Origin of the sequence: Okeania sp. KiyG1, assembly GCF_014132355.1 — a bacterium.
Taxonomy (GTDB): domain Bacteria; phylum Cyanobacteriota; class Cyanobacteriia; order Cyanobacteriales; family Microcoleaceae; genus Okeania.
Window position 1 is genome coordinate 1 of the sequence record NZ_BLZO01000144.1, and the last position, 18,308, is coordinate 18,308.

The window sequence follows — 18,308 nt, forward strand, 5'->3', positions numbered from 1 at the left end:
GGAAGCAATTTCATTAATTGATAATTGATAATTACCTCTGGTTAAAACCGTTACGGAATTGAATATAAGGAAATATTATTTATTTTTTTTCCCCTTATACCAATTTGAAAAAAGAATACTACAAAAAGGTAGACCTTGCTCGAAGATGCTTAAAAATAGCTATTCCAGTTCATTTTAGATAGTTATTTATATTGTTTTTCCCTTTTTTTCAATATTTATGCCTTCTTCCTTCTTTCCTCTTCCTTCTTTCCTACGGACGTTGCATGCAACGTCCTTACCATTTGTAACAAACATTTATCAAATTGGTATTAAAAGGAGAGGCTTTAAACCAGAATTGTTTAATTATTAATTATTAATTATTCGGCAAATAATCGAAAGAGTATAAAATGGTAAATCTTGGTTTAAATTATTCGAGTTTACTTGGGTTATTAGATATCTTACTAGCCTTATTAATTTTGAATGAATCCCGAAAAAAATTATCATCTAAAGAAGCTTTTGATATTATTCAATGGATTTTTGTTCCTATCACAATCCTATTGTGTGGAAGCATTTTGCTGCTTCAGGGGTGGAGACTAGATCCAGTATTAGTTTTTGTAATGTTTTTGTTACATACTATATTGGTCTTTTTGTTAATTAAAACTTTCCTATACAATTTTGTTTCTCATCAAAAAGCTTTTAATATTATTAAATGGATTTTTGTTCTAATTTTTCTTCCGATCGCCATACTATTGTGTGGAGGAATTTTGCTTTATCAGGGCTGGAGACTCGATTCAATATTATCTTTTGCTATATTTTTGTTAATTAGTGTATCTATATTTTTGGGCATTAAAGATATCTTTAAATAAGTTGCTTCCATACACCTTTCACTCATAACTTTAAATAACTACCATACTGGATTTATTAATAAATCTCATAAATACAGTTTTTTCATTACTATTACTACTTGAATAGTTATTATTGCTCATATCATCTCCGTTGGGGCACGTTTGTGTAAACCCAAGCATAAATATATGTAGGAAATTTAAGTTTTTTTCTTGACTCTTAAACCCCTCTTCCCTCTTTCTTCTTCCTTCTTCCTTCTTCCTTAATATATGTAGGAAATTTAAGTTTTTTTATTGACTCTTAAACCCCTTTTCCCTCTTTCTTCTTCCTTCTTCCTTCTTCCTTAATATATGTAGAAAATTTAAGTTTTTTTCTTGACTCTTAAACCCTTCCTGCCTCTTCCCTCTTCCTTCTTTCTTCTTCCTTCTTCCTTAATAGATGTAGGAAATTTAAGTTTTTTTCTTGACTCTTAAACCCCTCTTCCCTCTTCCCTCTTCCTTCTTCCTTCTTCCTTCTTCCTTAATAGATGTAGGAAATTTAAGTTTTTTTCTTGACTCTTAAACCCCTCTTCCCTCTTCCTTCTTCCTTCTTCCTTCTTCCTTAATATATGTAGGAAATTTAAGTTTTTTTCTTAACTCTTAAACCCTTCCTGCCTCTTCCCTCTTCCCTCTTCCTTCTTCCTTAATATATGTAGAAAATTTAAGTTTTTTTCTTAACTCTTAAACCCTTCCTTCTTCCTTCTTCCTTCTTCCTTCTTACTTCTTCCTTCTAAAAATTATGCAGCAATGGATAACTAATTTTCAAGGCGAACTAGCAGCATTAACCGGTGCATTTTTATGGGCAGCATCTTCCGCATCTTATAGCTTACTTGGGCAAAAAATATCTCCCTTAAAATTAAATTTATTCAAAGGCTTAATAGCGATCGCTCTGATTTTTCTAACTTTAATTATTAGTGACAAATTTCAGACAGAACTCAACTCAACTACTATTAATTTATTTATGATTAGCGGCATTCTTGGTATTGGTTTAGGAGATACTGCCTTTTTTTCTGCCCTCAAAAATATGGGTGCAAGAAGAACTCTGCTCATGGAAACTATATCTCCTCCAATGACAGCTTTATTAGCTTTAATTTTCTTAGGAGAACAATTAACTTTTGGTGCTTGGTGTGGAATTTTAATTACAGTTGGAGGTGTAGCTTGGGTAATCTCAGAAAGAACTCCCGGTGCAGCAATTAGTAATGTTAATATCAAACAAGGAATACTCTGGGCTATATTAGCAGCAATAGCTAATTCTAGTGGTGCAATTATATCCCGTTTTGCTTTGCTTTCCTCAGATATTAATCCTTTATTAAGCACGTTATTTCGCTTAATTGGAGGAACAATTATTGTGATTTTATTGTTATTTTTCAGAAAATAAAACAGGATAAATCAGAGAAATTTAACTGGTCAATGAAACTTGTAGGAGCAATTTTTATTACAGCTTTTAGCAGCACCTATTTAGGTATTTGGCTACAGCAAACTTCCCTCAAATTTTCTCCCGCAGGTATTGCTCAAACCCTCTTAGCTACCAGCCCAATATTTATAATTCCCATTGCTGCTCAAATGGGAGAAAAAATAAGTATTAGGTCAGTTTTAGGAGTATTAGTTGCAGTAGTAGGAATTAGTTTACTCTTCACTTTTCGGTAGTAATAGCAGAAGTAATCTTACCAGTTTATGAAGCAATTATTCTCTGGAATGGTGAAGAAAGGATAGTTCAAGTTGTGGGAACTGGGAGACGACCTTTATTGGGTACGGCGATGTTAGAAGAAGCTGAACTGGTAATTCAGTTCACTGAAGGTGGACTGGTAACTATTGAAGATTTATGAAAAAGAAGAAGGGGGAAAAATAAAGGGTTAAAAAGTTCTCCCGCCTGAACACACAATACGAAAACCATAAGTGGTGATGAGGTCGTCGCGCTTATCGTCGGACTCACGAGATGCAGAACAGCACGAATCATGATAGTTGGCCCAAGAACTACCTCGTCGCACGGCTTCATGTTCTTTTTCATCATTTTTCAGCCAAGCACTGCCATCAGTAGGGGCACCTTCATAGTTATCATGCCAATCATCAGCGCACCATTCCCAAACATTGCCGTGCATATCATATAAACCAAAAGCATTAGGAGGAAAGCTTCCTACATCTGTTGTTTCTTCTAAATCTTCACCTTTGGGATTATAGTTAACTAACTCAGACGTTATAGTTTCTCCAAAATAAAATGGTGTGGTTGTTCCAGCACGACAAGCATATTCCCATTGACTTTCACTTGGCAGTCTGTAAGTTTTTCCCGTTTTCTGAGATAGCTTTTGACAAAATTCTGTTGCATTGTACCACGACACGCATTCTACTGGCCGATTCTCTCCTTCGACATCAGAGGGATTTTCACCCATAATGGCTTGATATTGAGCTTGAGTAATAGGGTATTTGCTCATATAAAAAGGTTGGAGAGTAACTTGATGTTGAGGAAGTTCATGTTTATATTTTCCCTCTTCATTACCCATCAAAAAACTACCCCCAGGAATATAAACCATTTCTAATTTAATACCATTACTTAAATCTTCAGTAAAAAATACTGCCTCATGGGAACGATGATTAATTTCTTCTCCTTTGCTGTTTACTGTTATGACATCAAATTTTTCTCTGTACAAATTAAACATATTAGGTTTCAAAATAAACTTAAGTTTATATCGTGGTTCATTAATGTTATTTGATAGATGAATAAGGCTTTGTTGCATGAAAGTATATAGCTGCCGCACTTGCTTGTGCATATGTACTTCATAACGCGCGGAAACTGCTGTAACTATTGGACAATAGTAAATAGAACATCAATTTTTGAGGTGAAAAATGCTGAAACTTTTACCTGTAAAAGCTTTGAGGTTTCATCAGCAGAGCAAGAACTATTGGACAATAGTAAATAGAACATCAATAATCGCGAAACAGAGCGTGCGCTTTCTCAGCAGAGTAATAAACTATTGGACAATAGTAAATAGAACATCAATTTTTGAGGTGAAAAATGCTGAAACTTTTACCTGTAAAAGCTTTGAGGTTTCATCAGCAGAGCAAGAACTATTGGACAATAGTAAATAGAACATCAATAATCGCGAAACAGAGCGTGCGCTTTCTCAGCAGAGTAATAAACTATTGGACAATAGTAAATAGAACATCAATCTTTGAGGTGAAAAAGGCTGAAACTTTTACCTGTAAAAGCTTTGAAGTTTCATCAGCAGAGCAAGAACTATTGGACAATAGTAAATAGAACATCAATAATCGCGAAACAGAGCGTGCGCTTTCTCAGCAGAGTAATAAACTATTGGACAATAGTAAATAGAACATCAATCTTTGAGGTGAAAAAGGCTGAAACTTTTACCTGTAAAAGCTTTGAAGTTTCATCAGCAGAGCAAGAACTATTGGACAATAGTAAATAGAACATCAATAATCGCGAAACAGAGCGTGCGCTTTCTCAGCAGAGTAATAACTATTGGACAATAGTAAATAGAACATCAATAATTGCGAAACAGAGCGATTAAACTGCGGAATGGATGTTAAGAACGCTACTTTCATGCAACAAAGCCGATGAATAATCTAGTGCAACCATTAACAATGCTGTGGATGGGTTGCGTAACTTTCCTCAAAACCATCAAGCTGTTGCATGACTTCTGTCGGCAGCATAATTTCTTTAGTATCCAAATTTGCTTGTAAATGTTCTCGTTTCGAGCTACATGGAATAGTCACAAATCCTCTATGGACAGACCAAGCTAAGAGTAGTTGAGCTGGCGTACATCCACAATTATTGGCAATAGTAATTAACTCAGGAGTGTCTAGCTTCTGGCCCTTAACTAAGGGAGAATGGGCTACAATTTGTATTCCCTGACGATGACAATAATTAACAAGTTCTCTTCGTTGCAGGAATGGGGAAATTTCAAATTGATTCCATTTTGGAGGAGAATGCTTGAGCAGTTGTAAATGCTGAATATTGAAGTTACTCACACCAATATCACCTATCCCCCCCATTCTCTTATTTCCAACATTACTTCCCAAGCAGATAAAGGATCTGAACCTGGTGCGTGTAACAGAAGTAAATCTATCGCCCCTAATTTTTCCAGAGACTCTCTAGCTGCATCTCGGATACTGCCAGACAGTATAGCTTTCAAAGGAATTTTCGAGGTGATAAAGATTTCCTCCCTCGAAATGCCAGATTCGGCGATCGCCCTCGCTACCTCTCTTTCATTTTTATAGAGAGCAGCAGTATCTATATGTCTGTATCCAATTTCCAGTGCCATTCGGCAAGTTGAGTAGGTTTGTTCGTACAAACGGTAGGTTCCCAAACCAATTGGGCCTGCTGAATTGATGGCAGCTTTAAACACAGATGTGACAATCTTTCATATTATTGCGATAAATACTGTCGATGAAACGAATTTGGTCTGAATGCTTAATTTCCCCCTTGAGACTGCTTTTGAATTCCTGCACCGACATTCCCAGTTGCTCCTGAATATTTCTTGCCAAGAAAGAACCTATGCGAGCTTCTAATTCCTGGGGAAGTTGATAACGGAATTGCTGGTATTGCAAATTCATAAGTGTATGATTTTCTTCAAGAGCATCAGTAATAATCTCAAAACCACCTTCTCGAATATTCGTATCCTGAAGACCGAGTATTTTGACAGTATTATTGGTGCGGATAAATTCTGCAATAAGCTCTGCACCATACCCATCAAAATAATTGGGTAATTCTCCTAAATCGGCAGTTGATTTATACAACCCAATACCCAAATAAACTAACTCAGGTAAGGTATTGCACTTTTCCAACAATATTTTCAGACCAGCATTCTGAATTCGATTCGAGGATAGATCCAATCTACTCAAATGAGGATAACCTGCCACAGCATTTGCAATAAGCTCTGTACCTGCATCCCCTAAACGATTAATTGCCATAAATAGGCCAGTCAATCCTTTCCGGTTTTCGGACTTCATATATTCAAAATAGTCAGCAATATAACTAGCGCCAGTCTCGCTAATTCCATTAGCATCAATATATAACGTTCGGAGAGTATGATTTTTCCGCAGACTTGCAATTGACATCCTCCCGACGCTGCTCTCACGAGACAGCGCGGGATTCCCTAGCATCACGGGTAGGGGCTTTCTGCTTCATAGCACCCGCCTGACGAGATTTACTCTCTTCAGGTCTTACAGTCGCTCCACAGACTGACACTGCGAGTCCCGCAGCCAAAATGTTAATTGCAGCGTTTATGTCCCGGTCATGGTGGCAACCACATTCTGGACAATCCCACTCTCTAATATTGAGAGGCAATTTTTCTACTACATGACCACAATTAGAACAACGCTTAGAACTGGGGAAATATCGGTCAATTTTGATTAGTTCCCGTCCATACCAATCAGCTTTGTATTCTAATTGCCTCACCAATTCTCCCCAGTTAGCATCACTTATTGCTCTGGCTAATTTGTGGTTCTTGACCATATTTTTAACTGCCAAATTCTCAACTACTATCGTTTGGTTTTCTCTAATCAGTTGAGTAGGCGCGCTTATGGGTATAGTCAAGCCTTGAGTCTTTAATCTTGGCGTGTATTTTAGCTACTTTTAACCGGGCTTTATGATAGTTATTAGACTTTTTGTCGGGTTTTCTATCTAGGGACTTCTGAGCTAACCTTAGTTTTTTATGTAACTTTTGCAGATTTTTTGGGTTGGCAACTTTTTCTCCATCGCTGGTAGTTAGTAAACTGGTGATTCCTAAATCAACACCAACTTGCTTCTTAATCGGCTTAAGTTTTAAATCTCTGGTATCATTAACTCTCAAAGATACAGACCATCTACCACTAGGTTCAAGTCTAACAGTAATTGTGCTAGGCACACAACCTGCTGGTAATTGTCTACTCCACCTGATAGGTAGTGGTTCTGCACCCGATCGCTAAATATGCTTGACCATCTTTCCACTTAAATGCTGATGAGGTAAACTCAGCACTACCACCCCATACGCTTTTTCTTGAAGTTAGGATATTTCGCCCGTCCACTAAAAAAGTTAGTGAAAGCAGTCTGTAGATGTCTCAAGCCTTGTTGCAATGGGACACTGCTGACCTCTGTGAGAAAATCTAACTCTTCCTGCTTTTCCAGGAAGTTAGCATGGCTGAAGTTTGCTTGTAGCCCACTCGTTCTTTCTTCTCATGCCAGGCTTGAGTCCTAGCTGCTAAAGCTTTGTTGTAGATTAGGCGTACACATCCCAAAGTTCTCCGCAACAGACTTTCCTGCTCTGGAGTTGGGTAAAACCTAAATTTGTACGCTTTTTCAACTATCTGACTCGCTTACTTATCTAACGTTTACATTTTAACAGATTATCTGCAAAATCGCATCTTATTGATTGGTTTTCATTCCCTTATGACGCTCCCGGTGACAGGAGGGCGCGGGTCTTCAACCAACGTTTTGATAAAACTTTCACTCCTTCATCCAACATCCCCACACTCACCAAATCCAAAGTCTGAATGCTCGTATTTTGCTCCAACATCTTAGCAATATGAGCTACACCACCCACCTTCAGGGGATTACGCTTTAACCAGAGAGATTCTGCATGGCGATCGCTTGCCAAGGCATTAGCAAGTTCTGCCGCCCCTTTTTCCGTAAGACAATTTCCGGCCAAATAGTAGGTTTTAATCTGCGGTGTGGAGCGATCGCTGGCCAAGGAAGCAATTTTTCTCGCACCCTCATCTCCAACAATATTATTACCCAGGAGAAAATGTTCTACATGAGGATTTTCCCAAATAGATTCAACTAAGTTACCGATATAGAGGTCGCCCACAACCTGCTTGCACATATCTATTCGTCCATCGTCGTAATAAGCTCCACGGGTGAACTCTAGACAGGGTTAAGTTGCTGCTTCTCCTTTCTTCATGTGAGCAAAAAAGGGTTCCAATTCTTCGTAGGGGGCCACCTCTACTGGCATAGGTTGGGGATTGAGGATGGAGTCCGACAGTGGTGCGGAAAGGAGTTGTTCAAATATATGGCGACTACCTAACATTCTTGCTTGTCGGTAGGGATTGACTTGTGAATTCTTGGTATTGGTCTCAGCAACTTGGGACTTGTATGCTCTGCGCAATTTGGCAAGTAAGCGTCCGTAAGCAATGTAACTGCCTATTCGGTCTTCATCTTTTGCCGGGAAGAGTTGCCTGGCTAATTTATGTCCCAAACCCGAACGTTTATCTTCACCACTATCTATGCGAGGAATCTTCAGGGCAATATTACTTACCTGTTCTCCGTCAGATAAACGTTTCTCATCTTCGTGAATTTGGTCAATTATGGTTTGTATAAAATCGTTTGTGTTATCAATTATGTCATTTTATTTCAGCTAAAAGCGATCGATACTTTCTGTTGAAGCAGAAGGCGATGTAAACATATTTTTTTGTAGTTTTATTGTAACACAAAGTAATAATATTGGCATTTTCTGACCAAGCACTGCCAAAGGATTCAGGTAGGGCGAGGTACAGGAGAGAAGAGAATTTAGAAAGATTTGCAAATTGGCGCTGAGGATGAAAAATTTTTTATACCGAACCCGAGCGGATTTGATATTATACCAATTCCCAAAAGTAATGCTATACTTGGGCGGCACTTCAGTTATTAAGTAATTAAAACAAGTTAAGTCACTTTTTGCTAATTAGCAGCTAATTTAATATTAATTGTTCTTATGTTTACTTCTCCCCCACTCCCCTACTCCCCTACTCCCCTACTTAAGAAAATGTAGAAAAGTTTTTGAGAAATGGTATTAGATATATTGGGGTCAAAAAAACCACCAAACAAGAGATAAATCTCATTTGGTGGCTGCACAATAAGGAGTAACTATGGAAAGGAAACTTTTAGTTTAATCTCTTAGCATCTATAGTTAAAGGTAGTTTTTCTGGTTGGTCTTTAGGTATAGATAATTCCCAACCATTTGTTAAAGTTAAAACTTTAATATCTCCATCAATTTTTTGTGATACAACCTCTTCTTCCAAGTCTTTTTTAGCAACATAAACTTCTAAATTTCCTGCTGCATTATTTCGTAGGATTACTTTCATTAATTTTCCTCTACAACTTCTATTTCATTTTTACGACAGCCGATAATCATTCCTTTTTTAATGAAATGTACGGAATAAATATAAAATTTTTGTAAGAAAGTGCCAATACCACAAATATAACCGACCTCTCCCCCTTCTAAAAGAATGTCACCTCGATTTTTTCCAGGGAAAGTACCATCATTACGAATTATTTTGCGAACTCTTACTTTTTGTTCCAATTCAAATATTGGTGGTCCATCTAATTCAATAACCTCATCTAATTTCATGTAGCTGCCTCCCTAATACTAAGCTAAATCTTATTGTGATTTTTGGTGGAATGAAAGTGATAGTTTCTTTGAGATTATGACATATTAATTATTATAAAAAAGTAGCTATTGCTTCTTTTTCTAAAATAGATATCTCCTCCAAAAGAGGGAGTAGGAAGTAAGGGGAAAAAATTGATAATTTCTATGGGATAATTGATGTTATTTTTGACGATCGCCAGATGTCTACTTAAAAAATCATTTTTCCTGTCAAAGGCTGTGAAAATCTATTCCCTGTTCCTTACTATGAGCAAAAAATTTATATCTTTTTTACCAGATGTCTAATATTGACTTCTCCCCGCGATAAATCGACGGGGATTCTAAGGATACCGTGCAATGGGTTAAAACCGCATTGCTTCGCGTCTTTTTAGCTGACCAGAATTTTAACTTCACAGGACGAGTCAAAACGCTCCTAGACACTCGACTTAAATCAAAATTAAGTGTCGTGCTTACTTCTTGATTCAGTGTACGACTTTTCCCAAGACCGCATTGAATCGCTTTACGAATTATATTGGCTGCACCATTGGCATCAGCTCAGACTATAATAGTCTTAATTAAAACAATTAAAGATAGGATAGATTTTAATCCATCCAGTCGCATTTCATCCATCGCTTCAAAGACGATGGCTTTCATGCTCCCGTGTTAATTTGGTAAAAATTCAATTCAAGCAAAATCTAAGGTATTTATCACTATTAAACATGGGTTGATCAATGAGATAGCTTTTCTTTTAGATAAACTTTATAATTCATCTTTTAACTCAGTGAAGTTCTTTCCCGTTAAATAGGAGATGATAACGGGAGACGCCTTGCTGAATCAAATTGGTCGGTCGTAACAGAGAGTATTACTATCGTAAGATTCATGCCAATCAAAAATTTGTTGCAGTTGTTGGAGAGAAATCATGCCAAACTTCCATAAAATCATTGGTAGAGGTCCACAAGAAGCTTCACTGTGTTTCCTTGCTACAGAAATTGCTGCAGCAGAAATAGCTAATTCTTCCTGCAAAAAATTAAGAAATAGAGTTGTTTTGCGATCGCCTTCCATAGTTATTATCCTTCAGTATTAAATAAACTACAGGTAATAGATCAGGAAGTTCATTAATTAATAATTGATAATGGATAATTGATAATTACCTCTGGTTAAAACCGTTACGGAATTGAATATAAGGAAATATCCTAGCACTTTTTTCCCCTTAAAAGGAGGAGGCTTTAAACCAGAATTATTTAATTATTAATTATTAATTATTAATTATTCGGTAACTCCATATCTATTACCAATGAGAATGAGAATTGTTCATTAAATCAATGCTTGTGTTTAAGAAAAAACTTCCATTTGCCAGCATCTTTCTAACCAGTCCACTAATTCTTTGCGAGGAGCAACAAATTGCTTAACAATGCTGTGGACAAGAATAGCATCGGTGATATTGTTGACTTCTACTAATAACTCACCGCTAGTGGGACACCAGCTATTAATCATTAGTTCTTGTAAGCGATGGTGAATGAACCAACGATCAATTTGAGAAACATTCACAACTGTAATCAAGTCTTCAGGCTGAGAATTATGATTGCTATACATCGTTGTCATTCCTTAGTGTTGCTGATAAAAGTTTGCAATTGTTTGTTCTAGTTGCTCAATTCTGTCAATTAAAGCGCGAGTTACGGTAGCTTGTGTATCTGGCAACTTTCCATGTTCAAGAGGTCCAACTCGTTCGCCTGATTTAGAAATAATTCGACCAGGTATACCGACAACGGTGCATTCAGAAGGAACGTCATTCAATACAATTGAACCAGCACCTATGCGGACATTATTTCCAATATTGATATTACCTAGTACCTTAGCACCAGCACCAACTACAACGTTTTTACCAATAGTGGGATGGCGTTTACCAATTTCTTTTCCTGTACCACCAAGGGTGACACCTTGATAAATTAAAGAATATTCTCCAATGATTGCAGTTTCACCAATAACCACTCCCATGCCATGATCGATAAATACTCCCCGTCCAATTGTTGCTCCAGGATGAATTTCAATTCCGGTTAAAAACCGCCCAAGATGGGAAATTAAACGTGGAATTAGAGAAATTTTCTGAAGTTCTAACCAATGAGCAAGGCGATGTAGTACTAGAGCGTGCAAACCAGGATAGCAACATAAGACTTCAACCCAGTTGCGTGCTGCGGGGTCTCGCTCAAAGATCATTTTAAAATCTGTTAAGATTGTCTCTAGCTCTGGAAAGGTAAAATATTTATACCAAAATCTATGACGACGAGAAGAAGAAAGGTCTCTACCTGATTCTAGTTGTCGATTTTGTTGAGCATTGTCAGTATTAGCTTTGAGTTTGAATTGAGACCTAAAGTTACCTTGACTTTTTTTGGAATTAGAAGTGTTAGTTTTATTAGGTAATGTACAAGTATTGCCAGTTAGTAAGGTGGTCATTTCAGTTATCAGTTATCAGTTATCAGTTATCAGTTATCAGTACCTCCTGTAATAGGGAGGGTTGAAATTCAGTTATCAGTTATCAGTTATCAGTTATCAGTTATCAGTACTTCCTGTAATAGGGAGGGCTGAAATTCAGTTATCAGTTATCAGTTAATCAGTTATCAGTACTTCCTGTAATAGGGAGCATTGAAATACTGAAGTTTATCTTTCTCTTGGTCAATTGGATATGGCGCAGGTTTCCTCGCCATCCCACCCTACTGGACCGACACAGCTAAAATGGTGCATTAGGGAGTAGGGGAGTGGGGAGTAGGGGAGTAGGGGAGATAAAGACACCTAGAAATAAAAATCTATTGCACCATTTAAGGTGTGTCAGTCTACTGGATTGTTTCACCTAAAATAGTGCATTAGCTTTTTTCGTCACCCCATCCCCCCATCCCCCATCCCCCATTTTCTAATGCATCATTTAAGGTGTGTCAGTCTACTACGAGAAGCTCCGCACTGAAATTTTCTGCTGAAATTCAAGAAAATTTCTTCACATAAAATGGCCGAAACCGTTGCCTATTCCCCTACAAATCGACTCGTCTCCGCGTCTCCGCGTCCCCGTGTCCCCGTGTCCTAGTTTGACAACGACGTTTGCTTTTCAATTTTTATATCAAGTGCCTTGTAAACTACTAACCAATATTTAACGGTCAATCTTTATTAAATATATTAAGCTTGTACTCAAAAGACTGAAAATGACAGTAGATAGATGTTTGAAATATATTTTGGGGTATAGGTGCTAGTATTTTTTGTAGCGTGTACGAGTATTTAATGAACAATGTACTAGCATTTTTGTACTCAAGGTTGATGCTTGTGTGTCAGCAGGTTTGAAGTTTTTAAGGGGGGTTTATGCTGAAATTGAAACTTGTACTCAACTTATAGTTTAACTCATAATTCTGGTGAAAAGATTAAAAAAGATTAAAAATTATCTACTTAATTCTGAAAAAACTGCTAAATTTTTTACAAAAACTAACAAGTGGCATTTTTATTTTTAGCTATAAGAAAATTTTAAGACAATTGAAAATATTTATCAGGAAGAACTATTGAAAACTACTTACATTAATTCTGAAAAACTGCTAAATTTATTACAAAAGGGAAAAAGTTGCATTGAGTTTGTGGCCAAATAAAATTGTTAAGGAAATTGGTCATATTTTTCAGGATTTTGTTAATGTAGATTACTCTAAAGTGCAGTTGTATTAAACCTGGATGATTAGTGATGAAAAGCCTTATTCCTGATAACTTTTTCATCAATTCTTTCCCTCTACTGCCTAGTCCCTACTCCCTCTTTAAAGAAAAATTAAGATAAATCTAGCCTACTTGCCAAAAATTGATACATTGTATACAGTAATAAAAGGTTAGGTTGAATAAGGGGTGTATGAGTACAGGAGTATAGAGGCAAAAACTAGGGTTAAAAAAGTAGTTGAATTCCTGATATATATAGGTTTGATAACGAGTACATAGAACTCCATACCATTACCCCATAAATACCTGTACCCCACTTAAAAAATACAAGTACCTATACCCCAATAAAAAAATTAGATACCTCGATTTGACTTGAATTATTAGATGATACAAATGTGAGTACAAAACTAATCATCATAATCAATACTAATGGGGGTTGTTGACAATAGCAGTTTAAAGGCCACTGATATAAAAACTATAACGCCGGACACCTAAACTGCATACGAAAAATAATCGTTTCAGGAAAAGTGTATCGACGCGAGTAATCCGTCACCCACGGCGACAGCTACCCAACAATAGTGGAAACTTAGATGTTACAGCCAACAGAACTATCTTCCCAACCAACAGTAGACAGCTTCGCAAAAACCACGAAAAGCACGGAAAAGAAATCCGGAGGCTGCGTGTCAAAGGGTTGCGGAACTACTACCGAACAGCAACTTCCCGCCAGTATTCAAGAGCGCGTTGCTAACCATCCTTGCTACAGTCAAGAAGCGCATCACCATTATGCGAGGATGCACGCTCCAGTTGCACCAGCTTGCAATATTCAATGTAATTTCTGTAACCGTAAATACGACTGCGCCAACGAAAGTCGTCCCGGTGTAGTTAGTGAACTGCTAACTCCTGAAGAAGCAGCTCATAAAGCTCTAGTAATTGCAGGCAAAATTCCCCAAATGACTGTTATGGGAATTGCCGGACCAGGAGACCCATTAGCGAACCCAGAGAAAACATTCCGTACTTTTGAGCTTGTAGCTGAGAAAGCACCAGATATTAAGCTTTGCTTGTCAACCAATGGTCTAGCTTTACCCGATTATATAGATCGACTCAAAGCACTCAACATTGACCACGTTACTTTAACGATTAATATGGTTGACCCTGAAATCGGGGTAAAGATTTATCCTTGGGTTCATTATCGCCGGAAACGTTACAGAGGAATTGAAGGGGTAAAAATTCTGCATCAAAGGCAAATGGAATCCTTAGACTTACTCAGAGAAGCTGATATTCTCTGCAAAGTTAATTCAGTAATGATTCCTGGCATCAATGATGAACATTTAGAAGAAGTAAATAAAATTGTTCGTTCTAAGGGTGCATTCATTCACAATATTATGCCTCTGATTTCTTCTCCAGAACACGGCACTTACTTTGGCTTAAATGGTCAGCGTGGTCCTACCACTGAAGAATTGAAAACATTGCAAGATAAATGTGATGTAGGTGGTATGAAAATGATGCGCCACTGCCGTCAATGTCGTGCAGATGCAGTTGGTCTGTTAGGTGAAGACCGCAGTAAGGAATTCACAAAAGATGCAATCATGGAGATGACTCCAGAATATGACTTGGAAAAGCGTAAAGAATTCCATGCTGGCATTGAAGGTTTCCGCAATAAATTAGCAACAGCTAAGGCAGAGACTGAGGCACAAGAAGCAGTTGCTCAAGCTGGTCCTCCTATACTGTTAGCAGTAGCAAGTAAGGGTAACGGATTAGTTAATCAACACTTCGGTCATGCTAAAGAGTTTATGATTTATGAAGTTGATGGTGTGAAAGCTAGATTTATTGCTCACCGCAAAGTTGACCACTATTGTTTAGGTGGTTATGGTGAAGAAGGCAGTTTGGAGAATATTATTAAGGCAATTTCTGATTGTAAAGCTGTGCTGGTTTCTAAAATTGGTGAGAGTCCTAAAGAAAAGGTACTTAATGCAGGAATAGACGTAGTAGAGAGCTACGATGTAATTGAAACAGTTGCTTTAGACTTTTACAAGCAGTTCAGACAATTAATAGAACCTGCATAGGTAAACGGAATTCAGAATTTAGAATTCAGAATTTAGAATTCAGAATTTAGAATTCAGAATTTAGAATTTAGAATTCAGAATTTAGGATTTAGAACTCATATCATGTCCGGTAGCATCCGTATTGTATAGCAAAGGTAGGCAACAGCTCATCTGGCAACAGGCAGGAATACTTAAGAGTAAGAAAAAAACTTAAATTTCCTGTAGATATTCACCCTTGGGTTTACACAAACGATACCAGCGGACATGATATCAGAATTCAGAAGTTAGAACTTATAGGCTAAAAACTTTCACAAGACAACGGAAGTCAACGGAAGCCAGAAGTCAGAAGTTTCAGGCAATTATTTGACATTAGCTTAAAACTCAAGCAATGGAAGATGTTTCTTTCTTCCTTCTTCCTTCTTCTCTTCTACAGACGGGAACAGATCAAAAGCTTAAAACTCAAGCAATGGAAGATATTTCTTTCTTCCTTCTTCCTTCTTCCCTCTTCCTTCAACATCTCTACAACCATCACTTCAAGTATTTAGTCAGCTATGCAACAAACTATTTATCTCGATAATAATGCTACCACCAAAGTAGATGATGCAGTGCTAGCGGAAATGCTGCCTTACCTAAGTGAGTTTTATGGCAACCCCTCTAGTATGCACACTTTTGGCGGACAAGTTGGTAAAGCTGTGAGAAAGGCGCGATCGCAAGTTGCAGCTTTATTAGGTGCCCAGGATACAGAAATTGTCTTTACCAGTTGCGGTAGTGAGGGTGATAATGCAGCAATTCGAGCTGCTCTCACTGCCCAACCAAATAAACGTCATATTATTACTACTCAGGTAGAACACCCAGCAGTTTTGAATCTGTGCAAGCATTTGGAAAAGCAGGGTTATACGGTTACTTATCTGTCAGTAGATAGCCAAGGAATGATAGATTTAATGGAACTAGAGGCTGCTATTACAGGTAATACTGCCTTAGTCTCCGTTATGTACGCTAATAATGAAACAGGCGTGATTTTCCCCATAGAGAAAATTGGGCAGATAGCTAAGGAATATGGTGCGCTATTTCATGTTGATGCGGTGCAAGTAGCAGGGAAAATTCCCCTGGATATGAAGAATAGCACTGTAGATATGCTGGCTATCTCTGGTCACAAATTGCACGCACCCAAGGGTATTGCTGCTTTGTATGTACGTCGTGGTACCCGGTTCCGTCCGTTATTAATTGGCGGACATCAGGAACGTGGTCGCCGTGCTGGTACGGAAAATGTGCCTGGTATTATTGCTCTGGGTAAAGCTTGTGAATTGGCACAGGAGCATTTGGCACATATCCACCGGGAACGGGAACTGCGCGATTATTTGGAGAACGGTCTTCTTGCTGCTATTCCTGATTGTGCTGTTAATGGTCATCCTATTGAAAGGTTGCCTAATACTACTAATATTGGCTTCAAGTTTATTGAGGGAGAAGCAATATTGCTGCATTTGAACCATTATGGTATCTGTGCTTCTTCTGGATCTGCTTGTACTTCTGGGTCTCTGGAACCATCTCATGTTTTACGAGCAATGGGTCTACCGTACACAATTTTGCATGGCTCGATTCGTTTCTCTTTATCACGTTACACAACCCGTCAAGAAGTTGAGGAAGTGTTAGCAGTGATGCCTACTATTGTGGAGCGTCTCCGGGCTTTATCACCCTTTAAGAACGACCAAGCTAATTGGTTGCAAGAACGACAAGAAGCAACTGTACAATCCTAAAATTTACAATGTTTTAAGGATTGCTACACTTTTGTTTACGCTACATTTTTGTAGCAAAAATAACAGAAAAACCCAGTTGATTCCGCCACAATCATTATATAGCTTAAAGAGGGGTGTATCTCACGCTAATAACTCGCAAAATTGTAGCAGAATTAACAGAAAAAAGATTCCTTAACCTAGAGTATAAGTAATATAACTCCTAGGGGCGGTGAGTAAATTTAAACGCTGATTACTTGAAGAAATAAATTTAAGGGAAAAAAGGAAAAAAGGGTTGCTTGAATATAAAAATGTGCAATACTAATAATATCAAGTTTAACCCACCTCCTAAAAATAATAAATTATTGCTCTACAAACTGAGTAGTAAACTTCAAGAAAAAGCGCAACTTTCATCAGTAAAACTTAGGGTGTTCTAAACAATAAGGGCTATGTGGGAATATACTGAAAAAGTAATGGATTTGTTCTATAACCCCCAAAATCAAGGAACCATTACAGACCAGAAAGAAGGGGAAAAGGTAGTTAGCGGTGAGGTAGGAAGTATAGCGTGTGGAGATGCTCTCAGCTTACACCTCAAAGTAAATGAAACTACCAATGAAATATTAGATGCAAAATTTCAAACCTTTGGCTGTGCTAGTGCAATCGCTTCATCTTCTGCTCTGACAGCAATGCTAAAAGGCAAAACCATAGACGAAGCTATGAAGATTAAAAACCAGGATATCGCAGGATACCTGGGAGGGCTGCCAGAAGAAAAAATGCACTGTTCGGTCATGGGAGAGGAAGCATTAGAAGCAGCAATTTTTAAATATAAAGGTATTGAAGTAGAAGTTCACGAAGAAGACCACGAAGGAGCATTAGTTTGTAGCTGTTTTGCGATTACTGAAAATAAGATTAAGCGAGTAATTCGGGAAAACAACCTCAAAACAGCGGAAGAAGTAACAAACTATGTGAAGGCAGGTGGTGGTTGTGGTTCTTGTCTGGCAGATATTGACGATCTAATCGCATCGGTTTACGAAACGCCAGAACCTACAGCAAAACACATTCCTACAACTACAAAACCAGCCGGCAAACTAACAAATCTACAAAAAATTACATTAATTCAACAAGTTTTGGAACAAGAAGTGAGACCAGTTCTCTTAGAAGATGGAGGAGATGTTGAACTGTTCGATGTAGATGGCGATCGCGTGCTAGTAACACTAAAAGGAGCCTGTGGTTCTTGCAGTAGTGCAATGGCAACACTCAAAGGAGCGATCGAAGCTACATTAAAAGAACGAGTAAGCCAAAGTATTGTAGTAGAAGAAGCTTAAAACAGTTATCAGTTAGCAGTTATCAAGGTTCAACGTTTGAAATAAATTAACTGTTGACTGATAATGAGTAAAACTTAAAATTATGCTGAATAGAGCGACAGAAAACAAATAACAACGGGTGCATTAATGAAAACTATATACACGCAGGTCATACCTGCTCAAGCTTTAGGGCGAGCGCCTCCGGGCACTCAATGTTGCTGCTAAATACACACTGTTCTTACACGAACAACATTTTGAATGTGATACTGTAAAACCAAAAGCCCTAGATAACAGCAGCTATCAAACACAAACTCTAAGGAAACTTTTACAGAATCAAAATCACATTCATCCTAATTTCAAGTCA

17 protein-coding genes and 1 pseudogene are annotated in these 18,308 nt (G+C 37.7%); 6 read left to right on the plus strand and 12 right to left on the minus strand.

All coding sequences use genetic code 11. The annotated features are described in order from the left end of the window. Positions 1–386: 386 nt before the first annotated feature. The 3 genes from SAGCYANO_RS46245 to SAGCYANO_RS46250 all read left to right on the plus strand — a co-directional run bounded on the left by SAGCYANO_RS46245 (position 387) and on the right by SAGCYANO_RS46250 (position 2,507). Positions 387–845, plus strand: a complete 459-nt coding sequence (locus SAGCYANO_RS46245) for a Ycf66 family protein (RefSeq protein WP_237396943.1) — start codon at positions 387–389, stop codon at positions 843–845. A 754-nt stretch (positions 846–1,599) separates the two neighbouring features. Continuing rightward, entirely contained in the window at positions 1,600–2,238 is a 639-nt protein-coding gene (locus SAGCYANO_RS33685; RefSeq protein WP_237396944.1) for a DMT family transporter, read from the plus strand. Between the two features lie 32 nt (positions 2,239–2,270). After that, complete coding sequence (locus tag SAGCYANO_RS46250) at positions 2,271–2,507, plus strand: EamA family transporter (protein ID WP_237396945.1); 237 nt, start codon at positions 2,271–2,273, stop codon at positions 2,505–2,507. Positions 2,508–2,713: 206 nt separating this feature from the next. Here SAGCYANO_RS46250 and SAGCYANO_RS33690 read toward each other — a convergent pair whose 3' ends face one another. From SAGCYANO_RS33690 to cysE, 12 genes and pseudogenes are all read right to left on the minus strand, one after another. After that, positions 2,714–3,592 (minus strand): formylglycine-generating enzyme family protein, encoded by an 879-nt coding sequence (locus SAGCYANO_RS33690; protein ID WP_307786209.1) that lies wholly within the window; start codon positions 3,590–3,592, stop codon positions 2,714–2,716. Between the two features lie 859 nt (positions 3,593–4,451). Then, the gene (locus SAGCYANO_RS48380; protein ID WP_202224031.1) at positions 4,452–4,868 is read right to left on the minus strand and encodes an aldo/keto reductase; all 417 of its coding nucleotides are present in this window, start codon (positions 4,866–4,868) and stop codon (positions 4,452–4,454) included. Further along, complete coding sequence (locus tag SAGCYANO_RS48385; RefSeq protein ID WP_202224032.1) at positions 4,856–5,221, minus strand: aldo/keto reductase; 366 nt, start codon at positions 5,219–5,221, stop codon at positions 4,856–4,858. Before SAGCYANO_RS48385 ends, SAGCYANO_RS48380 begins: the two co-directional genes overlap by 13 nt. Then, on the minus strand, positions 5,214–5,933 hold the full coding sequence (locus SAGCYANO_RS33705; RefSeq protein WP_202224033.1) for a hypothetical protein: 720 nt from the start codon (positions 5,931–5,933) through the stop codon (positions 5,214–5,216). Before SAGCYANO_RS33705 ends, SAGCYANO_RS48385 begins: the two co-directional genes overlap by 8 nt. Before the next feature lie 16 nt (positions 5,934–5,949). Beyond that, positions 5,950–7,160, minus strand: a pseudogene (locus SAGCYANO_RS33710) (RNA-guided endonuclease InsQ/TnpB family protein). A gap of 80 nt (positions 7,161–7,240) precedes the next feature. Then, the gene (locus SAGCYANO_RS33715) at positions 7,241–7,675 is read right to left on the minus strand and encodes a hypothetical protein (RefSeq protein ID WP_202224034.1); all 435 of its coding nucleotides are present in this window, start codon (positions 7,673–7,675) and stop codon (positions 7,241–7,243) included. A gap of 51 nt (positions 7,676–7,726) precedes the next feature. Beyond that, positions 7,727–8,047 (minus strand): hypothetical protein, encoded by a 321-nt coding sequence (locus SAGCYANO_RS33720; RefSeq protein WP_202224035.1) that lies wholly within the window; start codon positions 8,045–8,047, stop codon positions 7,727–7,729. A 664-nt stretch (positions 8,048–8,711) separates the two neighbouring features. Beyond that, a complete protein-coding gene (nifT, locus tag SAGCYANO_RS33730) occupies positions 8,712–8,912 on the minus strand; it encodes a putative nitrogen fixation protein NifT (RefSeq protein ID WP_124143216.1) in 201 nt (66 codons plus the stop codon). Then, positions 8,912–9,178 (minus strand): nitrogen fixation protein NifZ, encoded by a 267-nt coding sequence (locus SAGCYANO_RS33735; RefSeq protein ID WP_202224037.1) that lies wholly within the window; start codon positions 9,176–9,178, stop codon positions 8,912–8,914. The genes nifT and SAGCYANO_RS33735 overlap by 1 nt, the downstream gene beginning before the upstream one ends. An 849-nt stretch (positions 9,179–10,027) precedes the next feature. After that, positions 10,028–10,255 carry a DUF2949 domain-containing protein gene (locus SAGCYANO_RS33740; protein ID WP_202224038.1) on the minus strand — a complete coding sequence of 76 codons (228 nt, stop codon included), beginning with the start codon at positions 10,253–10,255 and terminating at the stop codon, positions 10,028–10,030. A gap of 270 nt (positions 10,256–10,525) precedes the next feature. Beyond that, positions 10,526–10,795 (minus strand): Asr1405/Asl0597 family protein, encoded by a 270-nt coding sequence (locus SAGCYANO_RS33745; protein ID WP_237396946.1) that lies wholly within the window; start codon positions 10,793–10,795, stop codon positions 10,526–10,528. A 3-nt stretch (positions 10,796–10,798) separates the two neighbouring features. Beyond that, on the minus strand, positions 10,799–11,407 hold the full coding sequence (cysE, locus tag SAGCYANO_RS33750) for a serine O-acetyltransferase (protein ID WP_237396947.1): 609 nt from the start codon (positions 11,405–11,407) through the stop codon (positions 10,799–10,801). A gap of 2,141 nt (positions 11,408–13,548) precedes the next feature. Here cysE and nifB point away from each other — a divergent pair. The 3 genes from nifB to nifU all read left to right on the plus strand — a co-directional run bounded on the left by nifB (position 13,549) and on the right by nifU (position 17,965). Beyond that, positions 13,549–14,931 (plus strand): nitrogenase cofactor biosynthesis protein NifB, encoded by a 1,383-nt coding sequence (gene nifB, locus SAGCYANO_RS33755; protein ID WP_375340045.1) that lies wholly within the window; start codon positions 13,549–13,551, stop codon positions 14,929–14,931. Positions 14,932–15,461: 530 nt separating this feature from the next. Continuing rightward, positions 15,462–16,664: a cysteine desulfurase NifS gene (gene nifS, locus SAGCYANO_RS33760; protein WP_202224042.1), complete on the plus strand. Its 1,203-nt coding sequence runs from the start codon at positions 15,462–15,464 to the stop codon at positions 16,662–16,664. Positions 16,665–17,089: 425 nt separating this feature from the next. Beyond that, the gene (gene nifU, locus SAGCYANO_RS33765) at positions 17,090–17,965 is read left to right on the plus strand and encodes a Fe-S cluster assembly protein NifU (protein WP_202224043.1); all 876 of its coding nucleotides are present in this window, start codon (positions 17,090–17,092) and stop codon (positions 17,963–17,965) included. Positions 17,966–18,308 lie beyond the last annotated feature (343 nt).

What these genes read in the sequence shown, in the direction of transcription:
- SAGCYANO_RS46245 (WP_237396943.1), top strand. Translation starts at nt 387, where the DNA reads ATGGTAAATCTTGGTTTAAATTATTCGAGTTTACTTGGGTTATTAGAT.
- SAGCYANO_RS33685 (WP_237396944.1), top strand. Translation starts at nt 1,600, where the DNA reads ATGCAGCAATGGATAACTAATTTTCAAGGCGAACTAGCAGCATTAACC.
- SAGCYANO_RS46250 (WP_237396945.1), top strand. Translation starts at nt 2,271, where the DNA reads ATGAAACTTGTAGGAGCAATTTTTATTACAGCTTTTAGCAGCACCTAT.
- SAGCYANO_RS33690 (WP_307786209.1), bottom strand. Translation starts at nt 3,592, where the DNA reads ATGCAACAAAGCCTTATTCATCTATCAAATAACATTAATGAACCACGA.
- SAGCYANO_RS48380 (WP_202224031.1), bottom strand. Translation starts at nt 4,868, where the DNA reads ATGGGGGGGATAGGTGATATTGGTGTGAGTAACTTCAATATTCAGCAT.
- SAGCYANO_RS33705 (WP_202224033.1), bottom strand. Translation starts at nt 5,933, where the DNA reads ATGTCAATTGCAAGTCTGCGGAAAAATCATACTCTCCGAACGTTATAT.
- SAGCYANO_RS33715 (WP_202224034.1), bottom strand. Translation starts at nt 7,675, where the DNA reads ATGTGCAAGCAGGTTGTGGGCGACCTCTATATCGGTAACTTAGTTGAA.
- nifT (WP_124143216.1), bottom strand. Translation starts at nt 8,912, where the DNA reads ATGAAAGTAATCCTACGAAATAATGCAGCAGGAAATTTAGAAGTTTAT.
- SAGCYANO_RS33735 (WP_202224037.1), bottom strand. Translation starts at nt 9,178, where the DNA reads ATGAAATTAGATGAGGTTATTGAATTAGATGGACCACCAATATTTGAA.
- SAGCYANO_RS33740 (WP_202224038.1), bottom strand. Translation starts at nt 10,255, where the DNA reads ATGGAAGGCGATCGCAAAACAACTCTATTTCTTAATTTTTTGCAGGAA.
- SAGCYANO_RS33745 (WP_237396946.1), bottom strand. Translation starts at nt 10,795, where the DNA reads ATGACAACGATGTATAGCAATCATAATTCTCAGCCTGAAGACTTGATT.
- cysE (WP_237396947.1), bottom strand. Translation starts at nt 11,407, where the DNA reads ATGATCTTTGAGCGAGACCCCGCAGCACGCAACTGGGTTGAAGTCTTA.
- nifS (WP_202224042.1), top strand. Translation starts at nt 15,462, where the DNA reads ATGCAACAAACTATTTATCTCGATAATAATGCTACCACCAAAGTAGAT.
- nifU (WP_202224043.1), top strand. Translation starts at nt 17,090, where the DNA reads ATGTGGGAATATACTGAAAAAGTAATGGATTTGTTCTATAACCCCCAA.